We start from the raw sequence: 19,934 nt of genomic DNA, 5'->3' as shown, positions 1-19,934 counted from the left end.
TACATTCTCTTATTTCTCAAGTAAAAAAGAAGCTCATCAGGCTTCTTCTTTAATAAACTGGCTCAAAACTCCATTGACAAACTTAGCTGAAGATTCATCAGAAAATTCTTTAGCCAATTCAATAGCCTCGTTAACAGCAACGCGGTCTGGCGTTTCTTCGAAATGTAAGATTTCAAATAGGCCTAGTCGCATGATATTCTTGTCAATCAAGGTTAAACGGTCTAAGGTCCATCCTGCTTTTAATCGGCTAGATAACTCCTTATCCAAGTCATCACGATAGTCTGCTACACCATTGACAAGGTTAAGGAGAAAGAGCGGAATTTCAACTCCTTCTTGCTCTTCTTCTCTATCATAAAGATAAGAAAACTGAGCTGCCTGAACAGGTTCTTGACCAAATTCAAGTGATACGATTGCCTGCAAAGCACACTTACGCAGGGCATGTCTATTATTCTTCATCAAGGAAATCCTCTCCGAATAAATCTTTCAATGCTGGTTTTGGTGTTTTATCAGGAACAATGCCGCTGACATGGATATTAACCGCAGCCACTTGAACTTCTGCATAGTTGTAAACTGCTGTCTTGACTGCACGCTGGATGTCCATTGATACGGCAGGAACATTTACACCATATTCTAGATAGACGTAAATATCCGCAGTTACTTGACCTTCCTCGTCAGTTTCAAGATAAACACCTTTATTTAACGATGTTTTTGACCAACTGTCTGCTACACGCTTATTTTGAAGGGAATGCACTCCATCAACTTTCGCTGCAGCAATGCCTGTAATTACTTCAAGGACGCGAGGTGCGATAACAATCTCGCCTTGATATTCTGTTGTCATAGGCTCTCCTTTCTTAAGAGGAAACGATTAAGCACGTGATACGTAAGTTCCTTCAGCTGTGTTGATAACCAGTTTTTGACCTGCTTCGATAAAGTCTGGTACGTTGACTACAAGACCTGTTTCCATCGTAGCTGGTTTACCTGAACCTGTAACAGTCGCACCTTTGATAGACGGTTGTGTTTCTGCAACGACCAATTCAACAGTTGTTGGTACAGTAACACCGATCACTTCTGTTCCGTAGAACTGGATCTTCACATCGGAATTCTCCAAGATATAGAGCAATTCTTCTTTGATAGTCGCTACTGGAATTTCATACTGATCGTAAGTCTCAGTATTCATGAAATAAGCTGTGTCATCCATTTGGTAAAGGTACTGTGCTGGAACTGTTTCGATAATAGCTTGTTCAAATTTTTCATCTGGACGGTAAGTTGTATCGAAGGTTGAACCTGTACGTACATCACGCAATTTCATACGCATGATGGTGTTTCCTTTACCTGGTTTGTGGTGGCTTGCATCCAAAACTTTAATCAATTTACCTTCAGCTTCGAAGGTCATACCTGCTCTAAGTTTACTTGCTTCAATCATTGTATTGAATACCTCTTCAAATTTTATTTATTCGTTTTATTCTACCACAAACTGTCAAATTTCTCAAATGACAATCAATTCCTTGGGTGCTAATGTCAAGACTTCACAACCCTTTTCCGTAATCAATAGGTCATCTTCGATACGGACACCATATTTGTCATCCAAATAGATACCAGGCTCATCCGTCAAGACCATACCTGCCTTGATAGTCTCGTCAGATTTTCCAAAATACGGATATTCATGAATATCCAAACCGATACCGTGACCGATGCCGTGTGTAAAGTTGGCTCCGTAACCCGCCGCATTGATAATCTCACGAGGAATAGCGTCAAACTCACGGTAGGTGACACCTTCCTTGGCCTGCTCAATCAAAGCCTTATTGGCACGCAAGACCACATCGTAAATCTCACGCTCTTGATCTGTCACATGACCGATATGGATGGTCCGTGTCATATCGCTGACATAATGCTGGTAATAACAACCAAAATCCAGCGTCAAGGTCTCACAAGCTTGGATAACCTTTTCAGACGCTCTTCCATGAGGCATAGCAGAGCGGTAGCCAGATGCCACGATGAATTCAAATGATGCCCCTTCTGCACCGAGTTGACGCATGCGGTGGTCAAGGAAATGATTGACGTCCATCTCAGTCGTCTGACCTGGTTTGATAAAGTCAAGAACATCAATAAAAGCCTGATCCGAAATTTGACATGCACGGCGAATGGTCGCAATTTCTTTCTCATCTTTAATCATTCGCAAGTCTTCGATAAAGTTTGACATAGCAACCAATTGATAGCCCTCAAAAATGCTGGTCAGACTTTGATAGAAACCATAGGTCACCTGGCTATCAAAACCAATGGTTTCAAGCCCATCTTCCTTAATCACCTTTGCAATCTCTTCAAGGGCAAAACGGCTCTCGATAATATCAAAACCTTTTACTGATGCCTTAGCTATCAAGGTATAACGCGAATCAGTCACAAACAAGCGATGTTTGCCACTGATGAAAACCGTCGCCTCCGTTCCCCAAAAACCAGTTAAATAATAAATATTATTTTGACCAGTCACCAAGATTCCGTCAACCTCTGATTGAGCTAATTTTGCTTCAAATTTTTCAAGTCTTTTTTGCATCCTATTCCTCCAATGATTTTTAAACTATTATAGCAGAAATACAGACAAATACCAATTCTTCCTAGCAGATAGAGAAAAAAAAGCCGCAGAGGCGACTTTTTATTTCAACTTCATTTTCAAATATTGACCTGTAAAGCTGGCTGAGTTCTCTGCTACTTCTTCTGGTGTTCCTGTCGCAACAACGGTACCACCGCCGACACCGCCTTCTGGCCCCATGTCGATAATGTGGTCGGCTGTCTTGATGACATCCAGATTGTGCTCGATGACCAGCACGGTATTGCCATCATCAACAAAGCGAGCCAAGACCTTGAGCAACTGGGCAATGTCCTCCGTATGCAGACCTGTCGTCGGCTCATCCAAGATATACAAGGATTTACCAGTTGACCGCTTGTGGAGTTCAGAGGCCAACTTCATCCGTTGAGCTTCCCCACCTGATAGAGTGGTTGCTGGCTGACCTAGAGTAACGTAGCCCAAGCCCACATCTTGAATGGTGCGAAGTTTCCGCTCAATTTTTGGAATATGTTTGAAGAACTCGACCGCATCATTGACTGTCATATCAAGGACTTGGGCGATATTTTTCTCCTTGTAATGTACTTCCAAGGTTTCAGAATTGTAACGGTGTCCATGACAGACTTCACAAGGTACAAAGACATCTGGCAAGAAGTGCATTTCAATCTTGATGATACCATCACCAGAACAAGCCTCACAACGGCCACCTTTGACGTTAAAGGAGAAACGTCCTTTCTTGTAGCCACGGATTTTGGCTTCATTGGTCTGGGCAAAGAGGTCCCGAATATCGTCAAAGACACCTGTGTAGGTAGCTGGATTAGAACGTGGTGTCCGTCCAATCGGACTTTGGTCAATGTCAATCAAGCGATCCAAGTGTTCAATTCCTGAAATAGACTTGAACTTGCCCGGCTTGTCCGAATTGCGATTGAGTTTCTGTGCAATAGCTTTTTTCAGAATGGAATTGACCAGAGTTGACTTACCAGAGCCAGACACCCCTGTCACCGCCACAAATTTTCCGAGCGGGAAACGAACAGTCACATCTTGCAGGTTATTTTCCTTGGCACCTGTCACCTCTAGGAATCGACCATTGCCAACACGACGTTCCAAAGGAACTGGAATTTCACGTTTGCCAGACAGGTACTGGCCTGTAATGGATTTTTTATTTTTAGCTACTTGGGCAGGCGTTCCAGAAGCCACGATTTCTCCGCCAAAGACACCCGCACCTGGACCGATGTCAATCAACCAGTCCGCTTCGCGCATGGTGTCCTCGTCATGCTCCACCACAATCAAGGTATTTCCCAAATCACGCATTTTCTTAAGACTAGCAATCAGGCGGTCATTGTCCCGCTGGTGCAGACCAATCGACGGCTCATCCAGAATATAGAGGACACCAGACAGGTTAGAGCCAATCTGAGTCGCCAAACGAATCCGCTGGCTCTCACCACCAGAAAGCGTCCCCGCTGCTCGTGAAAGTGTCAGATAGTTGAGACCAACGTTATTAAGGAAGGACAGGCGGTCCTTGATTTCCTTGACAATCGGTGTTGCAATGGTGGCTTCATTTTCAGACAAGGTCAGATGTTCAATGACTTCCAGATGATCCGCCACGGACAAGTCTGATAATTGTCCGATATGAAGTCCCTGCTCACCACCGACTTTGACAGACAGGGCTTGGTCATTGAGGCGATAGCCGTGGCAGGTTCCACAGGTCAATTCATTCATATAGGTCTTCATAACCGTACGTGTGTAATCACTGTTGGTTTCACGGTAGCGGCGATTGATATTGGTAATCAAGCCTTCAAAGGGAATGTCAATATCACGCACTCCACCGAACTCATTTTCATAATGGAAATGGAATTCTTTTCCGTCCGAGCCGTTGAAAATCAGGTTCTTCTCCTCTTCCGTCAATTCCTCGAAAGGTTTGTCCATATCCACACCAAAATGGTTCATGGCCTGTTCCAACATCTGAGGATAGTAGTTGGATGAGATTGGATTCCACGGAGCCAAGGCACCCTCACGCAAGGTCTTGCTGGCATCTGGGACAATCAAATCCGTATCCACTTCCAACTTCATGCCCAAACCGTCACAGTCGCTACAAGACCCAAAAGGAGCATTGAAAGAGAAGAGGCGAGGCTCCAACTCTGGTACCGTAAAACCACAAACTGGGCAGGCGTAGTACTCAGAGAAGAGTAGTTCCTTCTCATCCATGGTATCGATGATGACATAACCGTCCGCAATCCGCAGGGCCGCTTCTATGGAATCGAAGAGCCGAGAGCGAATACCTTCTTTTATAACAATTCGATCGACCACAACCTCAATGTTATGAGCCTTGCTCTTAGACAACTCGGGCACTTCAGACACATCATAGACATCGCCATTGACACGGACCCGAACATAGCCGTCCTTCTGGATTTTCTCAAAAACGGTCTTGTGTTGCCCCTTTTTCTTACGAACAATCGGAGCTAGAATCTGCAAACGCTGGCGTTCTGGCAATTCCAAGACCTCATCGACGATCTGCTCCACCGAAGAAGCCGCAATCGCACCATGCCCGTTGATACAGTAAGGCACCCCAACTCGAGCATAGAGCAGGCGGAGATAGTCATTGATTTCCGTCGCTGTACCGACTGTCGAACGCGGATTCCGCGACGTGGTTTTTTGGTCAATGGAAATAGCAGGGCTGAGACCCTCTATAGAATCCACATCCGGTTTGTCCATGTTGCCCAAGAACTGACGAGCATAGGCAGACAAGGACTCCACATAGCGACGTTGGCCTTCGGCATACAAGGTATCAAAAGCCAAACTCGACTTACCAGACCCCGACAAACCAGTCACCACCACCAACTTCTCACGCGGAATGGTCACATCAATATTTTTCAAATTATGGGCACGAGCCCCATGAATCACAATATTTTCTTGCATAATTTAAGATACAAAGGGCGTCAAATGCACAGTCAAAATAGGAAACTGACGATGTGTCTGAAAGACACAGGAAGTTTATCTTTTTGACACCGCATTTAGCCCGTGTTCATTTCCTTTCTAAGATACAAAGCCCGTAAAACGCAAGGTGAAAATAGGCGGTAAGTCCGAAATCTGTGATTTCGAAGACGCACCCCCGTCAAGACAACTAGTGCTTTCACAGGTTGAAAACCGAAGAAAGCACAGATGTCTACGACGCAGAAGCCGGTCTCCATGCTGAAACATGAGGCAACTAGTACTTTTTCACACAGCGTTTAGGGCGTGTTCAATTCCTTTCTAAAGATACAGAGGGCGTTGTAACAGTCTGAGAGACTGTTACAATCGGGAAATAGGGAAAACGCAGTTTTCCTCATTACACCAACATCATTAGCCCGTGTTCATTTCCTTTCTAAATTATAAGTGCGTTCACAAGATAACTGGTGACGGTCGATTAACTCCGCGACACCAGACGAAACTGCCTATGGGCAATTTCTATATCTTGTATTAGCTCGATTTTCAAAAAATATCATTTTGAAAATCTCACGTCAAGAAACCGTATAAAACTCGACGCTTTTAGCACGCATTCAATTCCTTTCTTAAGAGGCTATAAGCTATGGTATACGGAACAAGGAAAAGTCCGTACAACTTATTCGCTTAAATGTCTACATATTATACCACATTTCTATATAAAACCTTTCCGAAACTGCACATTTTTTGGTATAATAGAGGTTGCGTTAACGCAACAAAGATAAAAGGAGGGCAAAGATATGAAACAAATTTTTCTATCAACCATGACTGATTTAGAAGAAATCCAAACCTTTGAACCAGGGGCTTGGATTAATTTGGTCAACCCCTCCCAGAGCGAGTCTATGGAAGTGGCTGAGCACTATAAAATTGACATCGCTGACCTGCGAGCACCGCTCGATGCGGAAGAATCCTCTCGTATCACCGTCGAAGATGATTATACGCTCATCCTGGTCGACGTCCCAATTCTTGAAGAACGAAACAACAAGACATATTATATTACTATTCCTTTGGGAATTATTCTAACAGATGATGCGATTATCACAACTTGTTTGGAACCATTGCCACTGTTTGAGCAGTTTATCCATCGTCGTCTACGGAATTTCTTCACTTTCATGAAGTCTCGTTTCGTTTTCCAAATTCTCTACCGCAATGCTCAACTCTACTTGTCAGCCCTACGGACCATTGACAGAAAGAGCGAAGAGATTGAGAAGCAACTCCATGAGGCCACTCGAAATGAAGAATTAATTGTACTCATGGAATTGGAAAAAACCATCGTCTACTTCAAGGCTTCCCTCAAAACCAATGAGCGTTTGGTCAAAAAACTGGCTAGTTCCTCACGTCTACTCCGTAAGTATGAAGAGGATGAGGATTTGCTTGAAGATACCTTGGTCGAAACCCAACAGGCCATTGAGATGGCAGACATCTATGGTTCCATCCTGAATTCGATGACCCATGCCTTTGCTTCTATCATTTCTAACAACCAGAATACCATCATGAAAACCTTGGCATTAGTGACAATCGTTCTCTCTATCCCAACCATGGTCTTCTCTGCATACGGTATGAACTTTAAGGACAACATCATTCCTTTTAACGATATTCCCTATGCTTTTTGGTGGATTATCCTCTTCGCATTTGCAATCAGCCTATCACTTACCTTCTACTTCATCCGTAAGAGATGGTTTTAACCTAAGGAGATTAACATGTCATTTACAGAAATCAACGGATTAACAAAAAAGAACCAAGAATTTATCCATATTGCGACCAACCAACTGATTAAAGATGGAAAGTCTGATAGCGAAATCAAAGAACTCTTGGAAGAAATTTTACCAACTATCATTGAAAAGCAAAAAACTGGTGTGACTGCCCGCAATCTCTATGGAGCACCAAGTGAGTGGGCTGCTAGTAAGACAATTTCTGAACAGGAAAAGAAAGACCAAGTGGAATATAATGAAAATCCATGGTTGATGTGGCTAGATTCTAGTCTTTTCATGCTTGCAATTATTGCTGGTATCAATGGTTTGATGAATCTTTTTGGTCAAGGTGCACAGTACGGGCTATTAACCTTATTTGTCATCGGTTTCGGTGTTGGTGCAGGGATGTACTTGATGTACCATTTCGTTTACAGAGAACAAATTAAGACTGGGCAACGTCCTAAATTGCTGAAAGCTATCGCTTTTCTCGGACTTGCTACGCTGGCTTGGTCAGTCGTTTTCATTCTGGCAGCACTGATTCCGGCCGCATTTAACCCAGTTCTACCTCCGCTTGTTACTATTCTTATCGGAGCTGCTGCTTTCGGTGCACGCTACCTCTTGAAAAAGAAATATAACATTCGCAATGCCATGTCCCCAGTTCAATAATAAAACAAAGCGATTGGAATATTCCAGTCGCTTTTGTTTATCTATACAGTTCAGCTATCAAATCGCCCGAGAACTTTATCCGCTGTCACTTGTCTATGTAATAAACAGTCTATCCCCAGACTGTGCCTCGCTTTCTTAATTTCGAGCTCATGAAAAAATGGTCCACTGGACCATTTTTTTAATCTTCGTTTACGAATGGTAGAAGAGCCATAACGCGAGCACGTTTGATAGCTGTTGTTACTTTACGTTGGTTTTTAGCTGAAGTTCCAGTTACACGGCGTGGAAGAATTTTTCCACGTTCAGAAATGAAACGGCTAAGAAGCTCAGTATCTTTGTAATCAACATATTCAATTTTGTTAGCTGCGATATAGTCAACTTTTTTACGGCGTTTGAAACCGCCACGACGTTGTTGAGCCATGTGTGTTCTCCTTTATATTATTATTTTCAGACCTAGAATGGTAGGTCATCGTCTGATATATCCATTGGATTGCTTGCTCCAAATGGACTTTCTTCTCGAGCGAAGTTTGGTGTAGATTGTGCAGGTGCTTGATAAGGTGAGTTATAGTCATTTCCTCCAGCAAACGAGTTGCCAGCCGAATAGCCTCCACCTTGACCTTCACGGGCAGTACGGCTTTCCAAGAGTTGGAAACTTTCTGCAACTACCTCAGTAACGTAGACACGCTGCCCTTGCTGATTGTCATAGCTACGAGTCTGGATACGACCAGTAACACCAATCAGAGCACCTTTCTTAGCCCAATTCGCCAAATTCTCAGCTTGTTGACGCCAAATGACTACGTTGATAAAGTCCGCTTCACGCTCACCGTTTTGATTTTTAAAATTGCGGTTAACCGCCAAAGTAAAAGTCGCAACAGCTTGGTTAGACGGAGTATAACGAAGTTCTGCATCACGGGTCATACGACCAACCAATACTACATTATTAATCATAAACTACCTTCTTACGCGTCAAGTTTAACAATCATGTGACGAAGAATGTCGCCGTTGATTTTTGACAAACGGTCAAACTCTTTAAGAGCTTCATCGTTGTTAGCTTCAACGTTAACGATGTGGTACAAACCTTCGCGGAAATCTTTGATTTCGTATGCAAGGCGACGTTTTTCCCATGCTTTTGATTCAACGATTGTTGCACCGTTGTCAGTCAAGATAGAGTCAAAGCGTGCTACCAAAGCGTTTTTAGCTTCTTCTTCAATGTTTGGACGAATAATATAAAGAATTTCGTATTTAGCCATTGATATGTTCCTCCTTTTGGTCTAATGACTCATGGTCTAGCCACGAGTAAGTGAGGGATACTCACAGAAAATAATTATACCATAATATAGAAAATGTGCAAGCGAAAAGGGCTTACCGAAAACGATTTCACAAAAATAAAGACTGCCCAAACAAAGGGCAGCCTATAAATTAAGCCACAATCGCTTTTGCTACTTCTTCTGTTGTCATGCGTGAGAAATAGTGCGTGGTGTCGATTTCTTGCAATTTGGCAAGCACATCTGCATACTCGTAACGAGTACCGACCAGCAAGTCTTCAATATCCGATACATCACCGATACCGAAGAAGTCTCCGTAAATCTTGATAGATTCGATGACGGATTTCTCAGCCTTGATGTAGGTTGTGATTTTTCCAGCTGGGTAACGAACGTTGCGCTCCACAGTGTATTCTGGTGTTTGTCCGTAGGTCCAATCCCAAGTCGCAAACTGGCTGTCACGGATTTCTTGGATACGAGCCAAATCATCTTCTGACAAAACATACTCATCCATGTCTGGATATTCTTGCTTCATTTGGTTGAGAATGGCATCCTTGAACTCCAAGACTGTCATCTTCTCTGGCAATTCGTTGTTGATATTGGTCACACGGGCACGAACTGACTTGACGCCTTTGGACTCGATCTTGTCCTTGCTGACTTTAAGGGCACTTGCTAGGACAGACATATCCACATCAAAGAGCAAGCAACCATGGTGCATCATACGGCCTTTTGCGTAGGCTTGCGCATTACCACAAATTTTCTTGCCGTCGATTTCCAGGTCATTACGGCCAGTGAAATTCGCTTCAACACCCAGTGTTGCAAGGGTATCAATCACAGGTTTGGAGAAGGTTTTGAAGTCAAAGGCTCCCTCGTCTGCCTTGTTTGAAATAATGGTGTAGTTTAGGTTATTGAGGTCGTGATAAACTGCGCCACCACCTGACAGACGGCGAACAACATGGATGCCCTTTTCGTCTGTGAATTCCTTGTTGATTTCTTCAATAGCATTCTGGTGCTTACCGATAATGATGGCAGGCTCATTGATCCAAAGGATAAAAATTTCGTCGATATCTGTTAATTCCTTGAAGGCATAGGCTTCGAGAGCAATGTTATAAGCTGGGTCATTGCTGTTGTTTACGATGTATTTCATGCAAAACTCCTTTATTGTTAACTAATTTTTATTATAGTGGAAACGATAACAAAAGACAAGTCCGAAGACCTGTCTTTCAAACTTTAGTTCATGTCTACTCCGTTTGTAGCGATAGCTGTTTTATAACAAAGGAATGAGGTTCTTGGCGTAGTTTAGATACATACGCCTGCCCTGTTCTTTTTTCACTCAAAGGAGAATCGACCCTCCCTTGTACTCGTTTTTGAGTATCAAAGAAGGCTTCACCGTGAAACAATAAGTAAATTGTTTCGCTACCCTATCTCCCTGTTTCACACTGTTAATTCAATTTGGATATCCTCAAAACCTAGAATACAAGATTCATAGTAACCATCTCCAGTAACTCGTGGGCCACTGAGAAGCTGATAACCCGCTGCGACCAATTGCTCAGTCAATTCATTCACCGCTTCTTCACTTCCCAAACTAAAGGCTAGATGAATCAGCCCCAAGTGATTGAGCTGGCTAGGCTTGTCCACCACATCATCTCTAGTCATAATTTCAAGACGAGCTCCATCTTCAAAAGTCAGGAAATAGGATTTAAAACTTGTTTTTGTATTGTGATAGAGTTGATTGGACTTTGCACCGAAATAAGTTTCAAAGAAATTCCGCATTCCTTCTAGGTCTTGAGCATAGATAGCAAGATGTTCAATTTTCATTCGATTTTATCCTCCCTTAAAGAAAAACGGCACACTGCCGTTTTTCTTATTCTACGTCTTTACCATTGCTGGCGATGACTGTTTTATTCATCTGATTATTTACGTTTTGGTGGGTTGTGGATCGCAACACCAAGAACATCAAGGAAGGCTTCGTACATAACTTCTGAGAAGGTTGGGTGACCGTGGATTGATGCTGCCACGTCATCAACTGTCAACTCAGATTCCATGATAGTTGCTGCTTCGTTGATCATTTCAGCTGCAACTGGACCGATGATATGAACACCAAGGATTTCATGGTATTTCTTATCAGCGATAACTTTTACGAAACCGTGTGCTTCGTTAGAAGCGATTGCACGACCGTTACCAGTGAAGCTGTTGCGACCGATAAGGATGTTTTCTTTACCGTATTTCTCGATTGCTTGGTCTTCAGTCAAACCAACCATAGCGATTTCTGGGTGTGTGTACACCGCTGCTGGTGTGAAGTCCAATTTAGCTTTGTGGTGGTTACCGTGGATCGCATTTTCAGCTGCCACTTCACCCATACGGTAAGCAGCGTGTGCCAACATCTTAGTACCGTTGACATCACCTGGTGCGTAGATGCCTGGGATAGAAGTTTCTTGGTATGCATTAACCTTGATACGACCGCGATCCAACTCAAGGTTAAGATTTTCAAGACCAGCCAATTGTGGTACACGTCCGATTGAAAGAAGGGCTTTTTCAGAAACGATTTCTGAACCGTCGTTCAATTTGATTGTCAATTGGTTGTTAGCTTCAACGATTTCAGATACACCAACGGATGTCAAGAATTTCATACCTTTCTTAGAAAGGACTTTTTGCAATTCAACAGACACTTCGCGGTCCATACCTGGAATGATACGGTCAGCCATTTCAACAACTGTTACTTCTGTACCGTAGGATGCGTAAACCAAACCAAGTTCCACACCAACTACGCCACCACCCATAACAGTGAGTGACTTAGGAATTTCACGCAAATCAAGAATATCATCAGAAGTCAATACCAACTTAGAATCAATACCTGGGATGTTGATGCGTGATACTTTAGAACCTGTTGCAAGAATGATGCTACGACCTTTGATAACCTTGTCGCCAATGACAACAGTCTTGTCAGGGTTTACTTGACCAAGACCATTGAAGATCGTTACCTTGTTAGCTTTCAAAAGACCTTGAACGCCACCAGTCAATGTCTTCACAACCTTGTTCTTGAAGTCAACTGTCTTGTCCATATCAACGGTGTAGTTTGTTGAAGCAAGGTTGATACCACGCTCAGCCGCAATCTTCAAGCCGTCAAGGATTTCAGCGTTTTTAAGGTAGGTCTTAGTTGGGATACAACCCTTGTTCAAGCAAGTACCACCAAATTCTGATTTCTCAACGATAGCGATTTTACCGCCCAATTGAGCACCACGAATAGCTGCGTAGTAACCAGCAGGACCACCACCGACAACAACCATGTCGTACTCATCAGCTGCCAATTCAGCCTTAGGAGCTTGTGGAGCTGCTGCAGGAGCTGCAGGTACTTCCAAACCAGCTGCTTTCAAGTCGGCAGTTGCTTGAGCAACTTCAGCTGGAGCAGGTGCAGCACCCACTTCAACAGTTTCACCTTCTGCACCAAGGTAAGCAATGACTTCTGTTACAGGAACAGTTGCACCGTTACCATGAACGATTTTCAAAAGAACACCTGATTCTTCCGCTTCCAATTCCATACTTGTCTTGTCTGACATCATCTCCAAGATAACATCACCCTCGTTGACAAAATCACCCTCTTGTTTTTTCCACTCGATGATTTCGCCTTCTTGCATATCTACACCAAGTTTCGGCATAATAATTTCAATTGCCATGTTTAAGATACCAAGAGCGAAGAGAAAGCGACTGAAAAATTAGGAAATCGTAGAAAATCCTGATTTTCTAAACGATTTATCTATTTTTCCGAGCTTTCCGCTCGGGTTCAATTGCTAAAACTCTCTCGCTCTTATTCCCTTTCTTTATTTTTTCTCTTTACCAAATTGAGCACAGGCTAAAAACCTATTGAAAAAGATAAATCGCCTCGTGCCTCAAGGCACATCGTTGATTTCCTATTTGCATACGGTTTTCTTAACGCCTTTTGCATCTTATCTCAGATCAACAATTCTAATGGGTTTTCCAGCAAGTTCTTCAAGTCAACCATGAACTTAGCACCATTCATACCATCAATGATACGGTGGTCGATGGTCAAGCAGAGTGCCATGATTGGACGGATCTTGATTTCACCATCAATAACAACTGGTGTTTGAACTGTTGATGCTACACCAAGTATTGCTGAGTTTGGTTGGTTGATGATTGGGTTAAAGGTTTTAGTACCAAACATACCCAAGTTGGTGATAGAGAAGGTCGAACCTGACATTTCAGCCCCCTTCAACTTGCCAGATTGAGCCTTCTTGATGACATCTTTCGAAGCCACCACAAAGTCAGACAAGCTCATCTTATCTGCGCCGTGAACAACTGGAACCACCAAGCCATCATCTAGACCCACTGCGATACCAAGGTTGACGAACTTGTGTAATTCGATTTCTTGTGCATCGTTAATCAAAGATGCGTTCATGTAACGGTGTTCTTCTTTCATCAAAGTACGAACAACCGCAAGACCGATCAAGTCTGTAAAGGTTACTTTCAAACCAGTCTTGTTCATGATTGGCTCAAGGACTTGCTTACGAAGTGCCATGAGGTTGGTCATGTCAATATCGTAGTTAAGTGTAAATGTCGGAGCAGTCAAGTAAGAGTTGACCATACCTTTTGAAATAGCCTTACGCATTGGGCTCATCTTGATGATTTCAACACCTTCTGGCAATTCTTTAGCTGGTTTTTCTTCTGCTTTTGGTGCTGGAGCAGCAGTTTCTACAGCTGCAGGAGCAAGTACTGCAAGAACGTCGTTCTTGACAATCTTACCGTTGACACCTGAACCTGTAAGGGTTGACAAGTCAACACCTTGGTCTGCTGCAATACGGGCTGCAAGCGGAGTTGCTTTTGGAGCTGCTCCCTTGAAGTCTTCGACGTCAACCTTGTGGACACGACCGTTAGCACCTGTTCCTGGAACAAGACCCAAGTCGATTCCAAGCTCACGCGCCAATTTACGTGCTGCTGGAGTCGCACGAACCTTGCCACCACCTTGTGGTTTGGCAGCAGTTGCAGGAGCAACGATTACTGGCGTACGACCTGCAGGTACTTCTTCAATAGCCGCTGCTGGTTCAACAGCCGGAGCAGATGAAGCGCCGACTTCAACCGTCTCACCTTCTGCACCGATGTAGGCAATAACTTCTGTTACAGGAACGGTAGCACCGTTTCCGTGAACAATTTTCAATAGGACGCCTGACTCTTCTGCTTCCAGCTCCATGCTGGTCTTGTCAGACATCATTTCCAAGATGACGTCGCCTTCGTTGACAAAATCGCCCTCTTGTTTTTTCCACTCGATGATTTCACCTTCTTGCATGTCCACACCGAGCTTAGGCATAATGATTTCAATAGCCATTATTAAGATACCAAGTCCGAACAGAAAACGAATGAAAAATAGGAAATCGTCGAAAATCCTGATTTTCGTAACGATTTACCTTTTTTCCGAGTTTTCCGGACGGGTTCAATTCCTTTCTTTCAGTTTCTTACCTTGTCAAGAACCAAACCAGACTTCGATAATCGAAGCGGCTCAATTCTTTTCCAAGCATTCTTAGTCATGCTAGAACATTTTATTTCTAGCATATTAGGGTTATCGTCTTTCCGATTGCTTTTCTGATAAGGCGATTTAGTGCAGGCATAACTGACGTTAGGCAAGCCAAATCAACACAGCCAGAAAAGATAAGCGGATGACGATAAGATTAACCCTTGTTTACTTGCTTATAGATTGCCGCTTTGATTTTCTCTACGTTTGGCAATACTGCGTTTTCAAGAATGTTTGCGTAAGGAACTGGTACATCGTCTGAAGCGATACGGATGATTGGTGCATCCAAGTAGTCAAAGGCTTCGCTTTCTGTGATGATCGATGCGATTTCACCGATGAAACCACCTGTTTTGTAAGCATCGTTAACCAAGATAACCTTACCAGTTTTCTTCACAGATTCGATGATCAATTCTTTATCCAATGGGATAAGGGTACGTGGGTCAACCACTTCTACGCTGATACCTTCAGCAGCCACTTCTTCAGCAGCTTTCAAGGCACGTTCCAACATACGACCGTATGAAATAATGGTTACATCAGTACCTTCACGTTTGATTTCGCCTTTACCAAGTGGAATGTAGAAATCAGGATCCAAGTTCACTTCTTCTTTTTTACCGTAAAGAGCTTTTGGTTCCAAGAAGATAACTGGGTTGTTGTCAAGGATAGATGATTTCAAAAGACCTTTTGCATCGTTAGCAGTACCTGGTGCAACCACCTTGATACCTGGAATGTGAGTCAACCAAGCTTCAAGAGATTGTGAGTGCTGCGCCGCTGAACCGATACCTGAACCAGATGCCACACGGAAGGTTACAGGTGTCTTCAAGCCACCACCAAACATGTAGTTGGTTTTGGCAGCCTGGTTAACAATTGCATCAAGGGCAATTGTGATGAAGTCCATGAAAGTCAAGTCAACGATTGGACGAAGACCTGTTTGAGCCGCACCAACTGCAGAACCAGCGATTGCTGCCTCAGAGATAGGCGTGTCGCGAACGCGTTTGGGACCAAACTCGTCCAACATACCAACAGATGTACCGAAGTCACCGCCGTAGATACCGACGTCTTCACCCATCAAGAATACTTTTTCATCCTTAAGCATTTCTTCGCTTTGAGCCAAGTTAATCGCTTCACGCAAGGCCATTACTTTTGTTTCAGCCATTTTTTACTCCTAATTTATATCAATTTATCTTTACTGTAACAAGTAAAATATAGAAAACTAATCAATTACTTCATTGTAATCAAGCGTCATAGCTACTCGAACTACCCTAGTTTGACTTGCTCTTTAGAACTTAGTCAAACTTCTTACGTTAGTCTACAAACACATCCTCGTAAGCTACTGAGATGTCTGGATCTGGGCTTTCTTGTGCGAATTTCACAGATGCTTCTACTTGTTCTGCGACTTGTGCTTCGATGGCATCCAATTCTTCGTCTGTCGCAATCTTGTTTTCTGTCAAGTATTTGCGGTATTTCTTAAGTGGGTCTTTTGCTTTCCACTCATTGACTTCTTCTTTAGTACGGTAAACACCTGCATCGGCAGTTGAGTGACCAAACCAGCGGTACGATTCAACTTCGACCATGGCAGGACCATTTCCTGCACGAACGTACTCGATGACTTCTTGCATTTTTTCATAAACGGCAATAACGTCGTTACCATCCTCAACATAATGACCTGGAATACCGTATGCAGCAGCACGTTGGTAGAGGTGAGGAATCTTAGTAGAATAAGAAATGTCAGTTGAAATACCGTAACGGTTGTTTGTAATGAAGAAGATAACTGGCAAGTTCCAAACAGCTGCCAAGTTCATTGATTCGTGGAAGGAACCTTCGTTAGTAGCTGAATCACCTGAGAAGGCAATAACAATGTTATCTGTACCGAGGTATTGTTGCGTAAGGGCCGCACCCACCGCAAGGGCATAACCACCACCTACGATACCGTTTGAACCAAAGTTTCCTTTTTCCACGTTAGCCAAGTGCATAGAACCACCACGGCCTTTAGATGTACCTGTTGCCTTACCAGCAAGCTCAGCCATCATGCCGTTGATGTCAATACCTTTTGCAATAACGTGACCGTGACCACGGTGGTGTGAGAAGATGATGTCCTTATCTGTCAATCCAGCAATAGGTCCAACAGCCGCAGCTTCTTCACCGACTGAGAAGTGAGTCATACCTTGTACGAAACCGCGACGCACTAATTTGTTTAATTTCATATCAACATCACGGATTTGTTGCATTTTCAAGAACATGTCCAAATGTTGTTCTTTTGAGATAGATACCATAATTTCCTCCAAAGGTTTTCTCTTACCCTCCTATGATAGACCAATATTTCACAAATGGCAAGTAATTGAACCGTTTTCTTTTTACAGAAATTTTCGTGAAAACCTTGATTTAGTGCGTTTTTTCACAAATCCTCAAAAGATTCACTTTACTTGTTTGAAACTTTTTTCACAAACTTTGAAATAAGCTTGCACGCCGTCTTTCTTTCTGTTAATATAGGTACGGAGGTTCTTATGGAATTCGATTTATTTCTTATGATTTGTAACTACATAGGCACTATCGCATTTGCTGTTTCGGGGGCCGTAAAAGGATTTAAGAAAAAGTTAGATATTTTTGGAATTAGCTTGCTCGGCATCATTACCGCCGTTGGTGGGGGAATTATTCGAGATACAATGGCCAATCGCATTCCTGCCGCCTTGACTGATCCTACAGCCATCTATTTATCTCTCGGAGTAGCGATTAGCATGTACTTGATTGTTATCAATCTAAAGCAGGACAATCCACTTGATAAGAAGATGATTCATTTCCTTTCCCAGACAAACCTTATCTTTGATGCAATCGGTCTAGCCATCTTCGCCCTCATTGGAGCCAGTACTGGCATCTCTCTCCAGCTAAACGCTCTAACCAGTGGTATTCTGGCAGCTTTGACAGGTGTCGGAGGCGGAATCGCCCGTGATTTACTCGTCAATGAAACACCTATTGTTCTTAAAGAAGATGTCTATGCTGTCCTTGCATTTTTCTCAGGAGTCCTCTATCATCTTTGCGTTGTAAATTGGAAATTACCACAAATTCCAACCTTCATCACTATTTTTACCATTTCTTTAATCATTCGATTATTGGTAATTAAATACAAAATCAATCTTCCCAATATGGAAAGCAAACGAAAGGTCTGAGTTCGTCAACTCAGACCTTTTTGTATTATTATTGATTACCAGCCACCGTGGCCACCAGCACCTGGTCCTGTTGCTGTGATTTGAGTAATCTGCTCACCATTAACTGTCACAGTACCTCCTGTCAATTCAGCAGTTCCGTCGAAGTCAAAAGCAGATTGACCTGTTACATCAATTGTACCACCAGAGATATAAATGTCTCCATTAGCATCAAAGGCATCCGTATCTCCACTACCTACAGCTACTTTCAAGTCACCGCCAGTTACCTTGATGAAGATTTCTGATGACGTTGTACTTGCCGCATTAATAGCATCATCTGAACCGTAAACATCTAATGTACCACCGTTAATAGTGATATTCGTTCCTTCAAGAGCTTCTGCTGATTCTGATACTGTAATGGTACCTCCGTCAATTGTCAAAGCCGTCTCCGCTTTAATACCATCATCACCTGCTTTTACAGTAATTTCACCACCTGTGATAGTTGTATAACCTTTGGTAGTATCTGTATCATTTGTAGACTTGATACCATCACCACCTGCTGTTACATTGATTGTACCACCATTGATTGTCAATGAATCCTTACCACGGATACCATCATCCACTGCAGTGACGGTAATGTTTCCTGAATTCACGACAAGGTCATCTGTCGATACGATGCCGTCTTGGAAGTTGCCTTCAACGGTCAGGCTACCATTTCCTGTAATGGTCAAATCAGCTTCAACATGGATAGCCCCTTCAATATTGGTGTCTGTATGATTGCTGGTATCTTTCACTGTATTCGTCGTACCATCTTTGATTTCCAATTCAACATTGTCAGCATTAATAACATTGATTGCTGCTGTATCTGAACTTGAAATCTCAGCACCTGCTAGAATGATGCGAACATTGGCATCTGTTTCAACCGTTACACCAGCTGTTGTTGAACCAGTCAAAATATAGGTTCCACCCTCAGTAATTTTCAAGCCATCATTTGAAAGCTTCACTTCTGTCGTTGGAAGGGCTGACCAGTCAATAGTTGACGAACTTGAATCTGATGAAGTGCTATTATTTGAAGTTGTCGCTACACTTGTCTGACTAGTTGCTGCTGAGCTTGAAGTAGTCGTTGAACTTGAAGTAGATGAACATGCTGCTAAGACACCAAGGCTCATAAGAGTAACACCAGAGTAAAGTAATTTTTTAAGATTTGTTTTCATAATGTAGATTCCTTTTCTTTCTTTAGGAAGTCGTATCCCTTCCTGACATGTTCCTAGTTTACCTTTCCTTCCTAAAAGAAAGATTAAAGATTGCCAAAAGAAAACTTAAAGTTCTTAGGAACTACAAAAGGCCGGGAAACCCAGCCTAGGAATAATCATTGATAAAATCTATAGCTTAACCCAATGCAAGCTTTTCAACTCAAGAAAGGGAGAAGTTTCAGGATTGGTATCTGATTCAGAAATCCGTTTTAAACCTGGAATCATTGCATTGTATTGATAAATGCGAAAAATACCAGCTCCTTCAAATAAGTATGTTCCATCCTGTAAAGGACGAAGTAGGGCGTTCGGTCCAATTTCAAATCCAAGATTGCGGAAATTATCCACCAAACGTAGACTCTCATCGGCAAGCTGAGTATAGAGGTCAATTAAGACATATTCTCCCGACTTGTCCAAAGCTAGAAGCAGCTCCTCTGTACCATCATGGTTGACATCATACAAACTATAAAATATTCCACTGTATTCTTGCCCCTGGCTAGTTAATAAGCTCAGATAGCTACTGACCTCATCCTGATTGATTGCCTCAGCAGGCTGACCCAGATTCGCTTGATAACGATCAATAACTGATTGGTATACTTCACTTAGCTCAGGAGTGGTCACTGAGGATGCTTGCGTCGCGGAGCTAGATGCTATTGTTGACGCTTGCTGCAAACTAGAACCATCTAAAACTTGGCTTGAAGCACTAGAACTAGAACTCTCACCGCCTTTTACCTGATTAGACTGACAAGCAGCTAATAGTACAACCGTGGACACTAACATCAGTTTACTAATAAATGTTTTCATAACTTCCTCCTGTGCTCTATCTTTGGTCTTAGTATAACATCTTTCCGAGGGCTTGTAAACGCCACCATAT

19 protein-coding genes are annotated in these 19,934 nt (G+C 42.8%); 3 read left to right on the top strand and 16 right to left on the bottom strand.

The annotated features are described in order from the left end of the window. Nucleotides 1–36 precede the first annotated feature (36 nt). The 5 genes from nusB to uvrA all read right to left on the bottom strand — a co-directional run bounded on the left by nusB (nucleotide 37) and on the right by uvrA (nucleotide 5,473). Nucleotides 37–456, bottom strand: a complete 420-nt coding sequence (gene nusB, locus ODU50_RS01550; RefSeq protein WP_002938276.1) for a transcription antitermination factor NusB — start codon at nucleotides 454–456, stop codon at nucleotides 37–39. Then, on the bottom strand, nucleotides 446–838 hold the full coding sequence (locus ODU50_RS01545) for an Asp23/Gls24 family envelope stress response protein (RefSeq protein ID WP_015647326.1): 393 nt from the start codon (nucleotides 836–838) through the stop codon (nucleotides 446–448). The genes nusB and ODU50_RS01545 overlap by 11 nt, the downstream gene beginning before the upstream one ends. Nucleotides 839–865: 27 nt before the next feature. Then, nucleotides 866–1,423, bottom strand: a complete 558-nt coding sequence (gene efp / locus ODU50_RS01540; RefSeq protein WP_002942436.1) for an elongation factor P — start codon at nucleotides 1,421–1,423, stop codon at nucleotides 866–868. A gap of 63 nt (nucleotides 1,424–1,486) precedes the next feature. Then, entirely contained in the window at nucleotides 1,487–2,548 is a 1,062-nt protein-coding gene (locus ODU50_RS01535) for a Xaa-Pro peptidase family protein (protein WP_105153514.1), read from the bottom strand. A 99-nt stretch (nucleotides 2,549–2,647) separates the two neighbouring features. Further along, nucleotides 2,648–5,473 (bottom strand): excinuclease ABC subunit UvrA, encoded by a 2,826-nt coding sequence (uvrA, locus tag ODU50_RS01530; protein ID WP_105153515.1) that lies wholly within the window; start codon nucleotides 5,471–5,473, stop codon nucleotides 2,648–2,650. 803 nt (nucleotides 5,474–6,276) lie between these two features. Between uvrA and ODU50_RS01525 the strand changes: the two genes are divergently transcribed. Together ODU50_RS01525 and ODU50_RS01520 are read left to right on the top strand one after the other, a co-directional pair. Further along, nucleotides 6,277–7,221: a magnesium transporter CorA family protein gene (locus ODU50_RS01525; protein ID WP_002939248.1), complete on the top strand. Its 945-nt coding sequence runs from the start codon at nucleotides 6,277–6,279 to the stop codon at nucleotides 7,219–7,221. 15 nt (nucleotides 7,222–7,236) lie between these two features. Then, nucleotides 7,237–7,893, top strand: a complete 657-nt coding sequence (locus ODU50_RS01520; protein WP_012027735.1) for a DUF1129 domain-containing protein — start codon at nucleotides 7,237–7,239, stop codon at nucleotides 7,891–7,893. 178 nt (nucleotides 7,894–8,071) lie between these two features. On the opposite strand, the gene rpsR is transcribed toward ODU50_RS01520, so the two are convergent. The 9 genes from rpsR to ODU50_RS01475 all read right to left on the bottom strand — a co-directional run bounded on the left by rpsR (nucleotide 8,072) and on the right by ODU50_RS01475 (nucleotide 16,943). Further along, the gene (gene rpsR, locus ODU50_RS01515) at nucleotides 8,072–8,311 is read right to left on the bottom strand and encodes a 30S ribosomal protein S18 (protein ID WP_002939250.1); all 240 of its coding nucleotides are present in this window, start codon (nucleotides 8,309–8,311) and stop codon (nucleotides 8,072–8,074) included. A 32-nt stretch (nucleotides 8,312–8,343) separates the two neighbouring features. After that, nucleotides 8,344–8,838 (bottom strand): single-stranded DNA-binding protein, encoded by a 495-nt coding sequence (locus ODU50_RS01510; protein ID WP_002942409.1) that lies wholly within the window; start codon nucleotides 8,836–8,838, stop codon nucleotides 8,344–8,346. 11 nt (nucleotides 8,839–8,849) lie between these two features. Further along, entirely contained in the window at nucleotides 8,850–9,140 is a 291-nt protein-coding gene (gene rpsF / locus ODU50_RS01505) for a 30S ribosomal protein S6 (protein WP_002942403.1), read from the bottom strand. 169 nt (nucleotides 9,141–9,309) lie between these two features. Beyond that, nucleotides 9,310–10,299, bottom strand: coding sequence for a lipoate--protein ligase (locus ODU50_RS01500; protein ID WP_105095600.1), 990 nt, complete (start codon nucleotides 10,297–10,299; stop codon nucleotides 9,310–9,312). Between the two features lie 287 nt (nucleotides 10,300–10,586). Continuing rightward, the gene (locus tag ODU50_RS01495; protein ID WP_105095601.1) at nucleotides 10,587–10,970 is read right to left on the bottom strand and encodes a VOC family protein; all 384 of its coding nucleotides are present in this window, start codon (nucleotides 10,968–10,970) and stop codon (nucleotides 10,587–10,589) included. A 95-nt stretch (nucleotides 10,971–11,065) separates the two neighbouring features. Further along, nucleotides 11,066–12,826 carry a dihydrolipoyl dehydrogenase gene (gene lpdA / locus ODU50_RS01490; RefSeq protein ID WP_053866900.1) on the bottom strand — a complete coding sequence of 587 codons (1,761 nt, stop codon included), beginning with the start codon at nucleotides 12,824–12,826 and terminating at the stop codon, nucleotides 11,066–11,068. Between the two features lie 275 nt (nucleotides 12,827–13,101). Then, nucleotides 13,102–14,490: a dihydrolipoamide acetyltransferase gene (locus ODU50_RS01485; protein WP_024381961.1), complete on the bottom strand. Its 1,389-nt coding sequence runs from the start codon at nucleotides 14,488–14,490 to the stop codon at nucleotides 13,102–13,104. Nucleotides 14,491–14,830: 340 nt separating this feature from the next. Further along, entirely contained in the window at nucleotides 14,831–15,826 is a 996-nt protein-coding gene (locus tag ODU50_RS01480) for an alpha-ketoacid dehydrogenase subunit beta (RefSeq protein ID WP_105153516.1), read from the bottom strand. Nucleotides 15,827–15,974: 148 nt separating this feature from the next. Further along, nucleotides 15,975–16,943: a thiamine pyrophosphate-dependent dehydrogenase E1 component subunit alpha gene (locus ODU50_RS01475; RefSeq protein WP_105121322.1), complete on the bottom strand. Its 969-nt coding sequence runs from the start codon at nucleotides 16,941–16,943 to the stop codon at nucleotides 15,975–15,977. A 231-nt stretch (nucleotides 16,944–17,174) separates the two neighbouring features. Here ODU50_RS01475 and ODU50_RS01470 point away from each other — a divergent pair, with 231 nt between their 5' ends. Further along, the gene (locus tag ODU50_RS01470) at nucleotides 17,175–17,834 is read left to right on the top strand and encodes a trimeric intracellular cation channel family protein (protein WP_203181236.1); all 660 of its coding nucleotides are present in this window, start codon (nucleotides 17,175–17,177) and stop codon (nucleotides 17,832–17,834) included. Between the two features lie 35 nt (nucleotides 17,835–17,869). On the opposite strand, the gene ODU50_RS01465 is transcribed toward ODU50_RS01470, so the two are convergent. Both ODU50_RS01465 and ODU50_RS01460 read right to left on the bottom strand, forming a co-directional pair. After that, entirely contained in the window at nucleotides 17,870–19,024 is a 1,155-nt protein-coding gene (locus ODU50_RS01465; protein WP_105153518.1) for a carbohydrate-binding domain-containing protein, read from the bottom strand. A gap of 168 nt (nucleotides 19,025–19,192) precedes the next feature. Further along, nucleotides 19,193–19,864: a colicin lysis protein gene (locus ODU50_RS01460; RefSeq protein ID WP_105153519.1), complete on the bottom strand. Its 672-nt coding sequence runs from the start codon at nucleotides 19,862–19,864 to the stop codon at nucleotides 19,193–19,195. Between the last annotated feature and the right edge of the window lie 70 nt (nucleotides 19,865–19,934).

The sequence above is a fragment of the Streptococcus sp. 2020WUSS084 genome (genome assembly GCF_044427445.1).
In the GTDB taxonomy this organism is placed as follows: domain Bacteria; phylum Bacillota; class Bacilli; order Lactobacillales; family Streptococcaceae; genus Streptococcus; species Streptococcus suis.
The sequence above is the reverse complement of the archived record's forward strand: the minus strand, read 5'-3'. Positions and strand labels throughout refer to the sequence as shown.

Bases quoted from the DNA above. Each gene is read 5' to 3' on its own strand.
- rpsR (WP_002939250.1), bottom strand. From the start codon at position 8,311: ATGGCTCAACAACGTCGTGGCGGTTTCAAACGCCGTAAAAAAGTTGAC.
- uvrA (WP_105153515.1), bottom strand. From the start codon at position 5,473: ATGCAAGAAAATATTGTGATTCATGGGGCTCGTGCCCATAATTTGAAA.
- ODU50_RS01475 (WP_105121322.1), bottom strand. From the start codon at position 16,943: ATGGTATCTATCTCAAAAGAACAACATTTGGACATGTTCTTGAAAATG.
- ODU50_RS01520 (WP_012027735.1), top strand. From the start codon at position 7,237: ATGTCATTTACAGAAATCAACGGATTAACAAAAAAGAACCAAGAATTT.
- rpsF (WP_002942403.1), bottom strand. From the start codon at position 9,140: ATGGCTAAATACGAAATTCTTTATATTATTCGTCCAAACATTGAAGAA.
- ODU50_RS01470 (WP_203181236.1), top strand. From the start codon at position 17,175: ATGGAATTCGATTTATTTCTTATGATTTGTAACTACATAGGCACTATC.
- ODU50_RS01460 (WP_105153519.1), bottom strand. From the start codon at position 19,864: ATGAAAACATTTATTAGTAAACTGATGTTAGTGTCCACGGTTGTACTA.
- ODU50_RS01535 (WP_105153514.1), bottom strand. From the start codon at position 2,548: ATGCAAAAAAGACTTGAAAAATTTGAAGCAAAATTAGCTCAATCAGAG.
- ODU50_RS01495 (WP_105095601.1), bottom strand. From the start codon at position 10,970: ATGAAAATTGAACATCTTGCTATCTATGCTCAAGACCTAGAAGGAATG.
- ODU50_RS01465 (WP_105153518.1), bottom strand. From the start codon at position 19,024: ATGAAAACAAATCTTAAAAAATTACTTTACTCTGGTGTTACTCTTATG.
- lpdA (WP_053866900.1), bottom strand. From the start codon at position 12,826: ATGGCAATTGAAATTATTATGCCGAAACTTGGTGTAGATATGCAAGAA.
- ODU50_RS01510 (WP_002942409.1), bottom strand. From the start codon at position 8,838: ATGATTAATAATGTAGTATTGGTTGGTCGTATGACCCGTGATGCAGAA.
- nusB (WP_002938276.1), bottom strand. From the start codon at position 456: ATGAAGAATAATAGACATGCCCTGCGTAAGTGTGCTTTGCAGGCAATC.
- efp (WP_002942436.1), bottom strand. From the start codon at position 1,423: ATGATTGAAGCAAGTAAACTTAGAGCAGGTATGACCTTCGAAGCTGAA.
- ODU50_RS01500 (WP_105095600.1), bottom strand. From the start codon at position 10,299: ATGAAATACATCGTAAACAACAGCAATGACCCAGCTTATAACATTGCT.
- ODU50_RS01485 (WP_024381961.1), bottom strand. From the start codon at position 14,490: ATGGCTATTGAAATCATTATGCCTAAGCTCGGTGTGGACATGCAAGAA.
- ODU50_RS01525 (WP_002939248.1), top strand. From the start codon at position 6,277: ATGAAACAAATTTTTCTATCAACCATGACTGATTTAGAAGAAATCCAA.
- ODU50_RS01480 (WP_105153516.1), bottom strand. From the start codon at position 15,826: ATGGCTGAAACAAAAGTAATGGCCTTGCGTGAAGCGATTAACTTGGCT.
- ODU50_RS01545 (WP_015647326.1), bottom strand. From the start codon at position 838: ATGACAACAGAATATCAAGGCGAGATTGTTATCGCACCTCGCGTCCTT.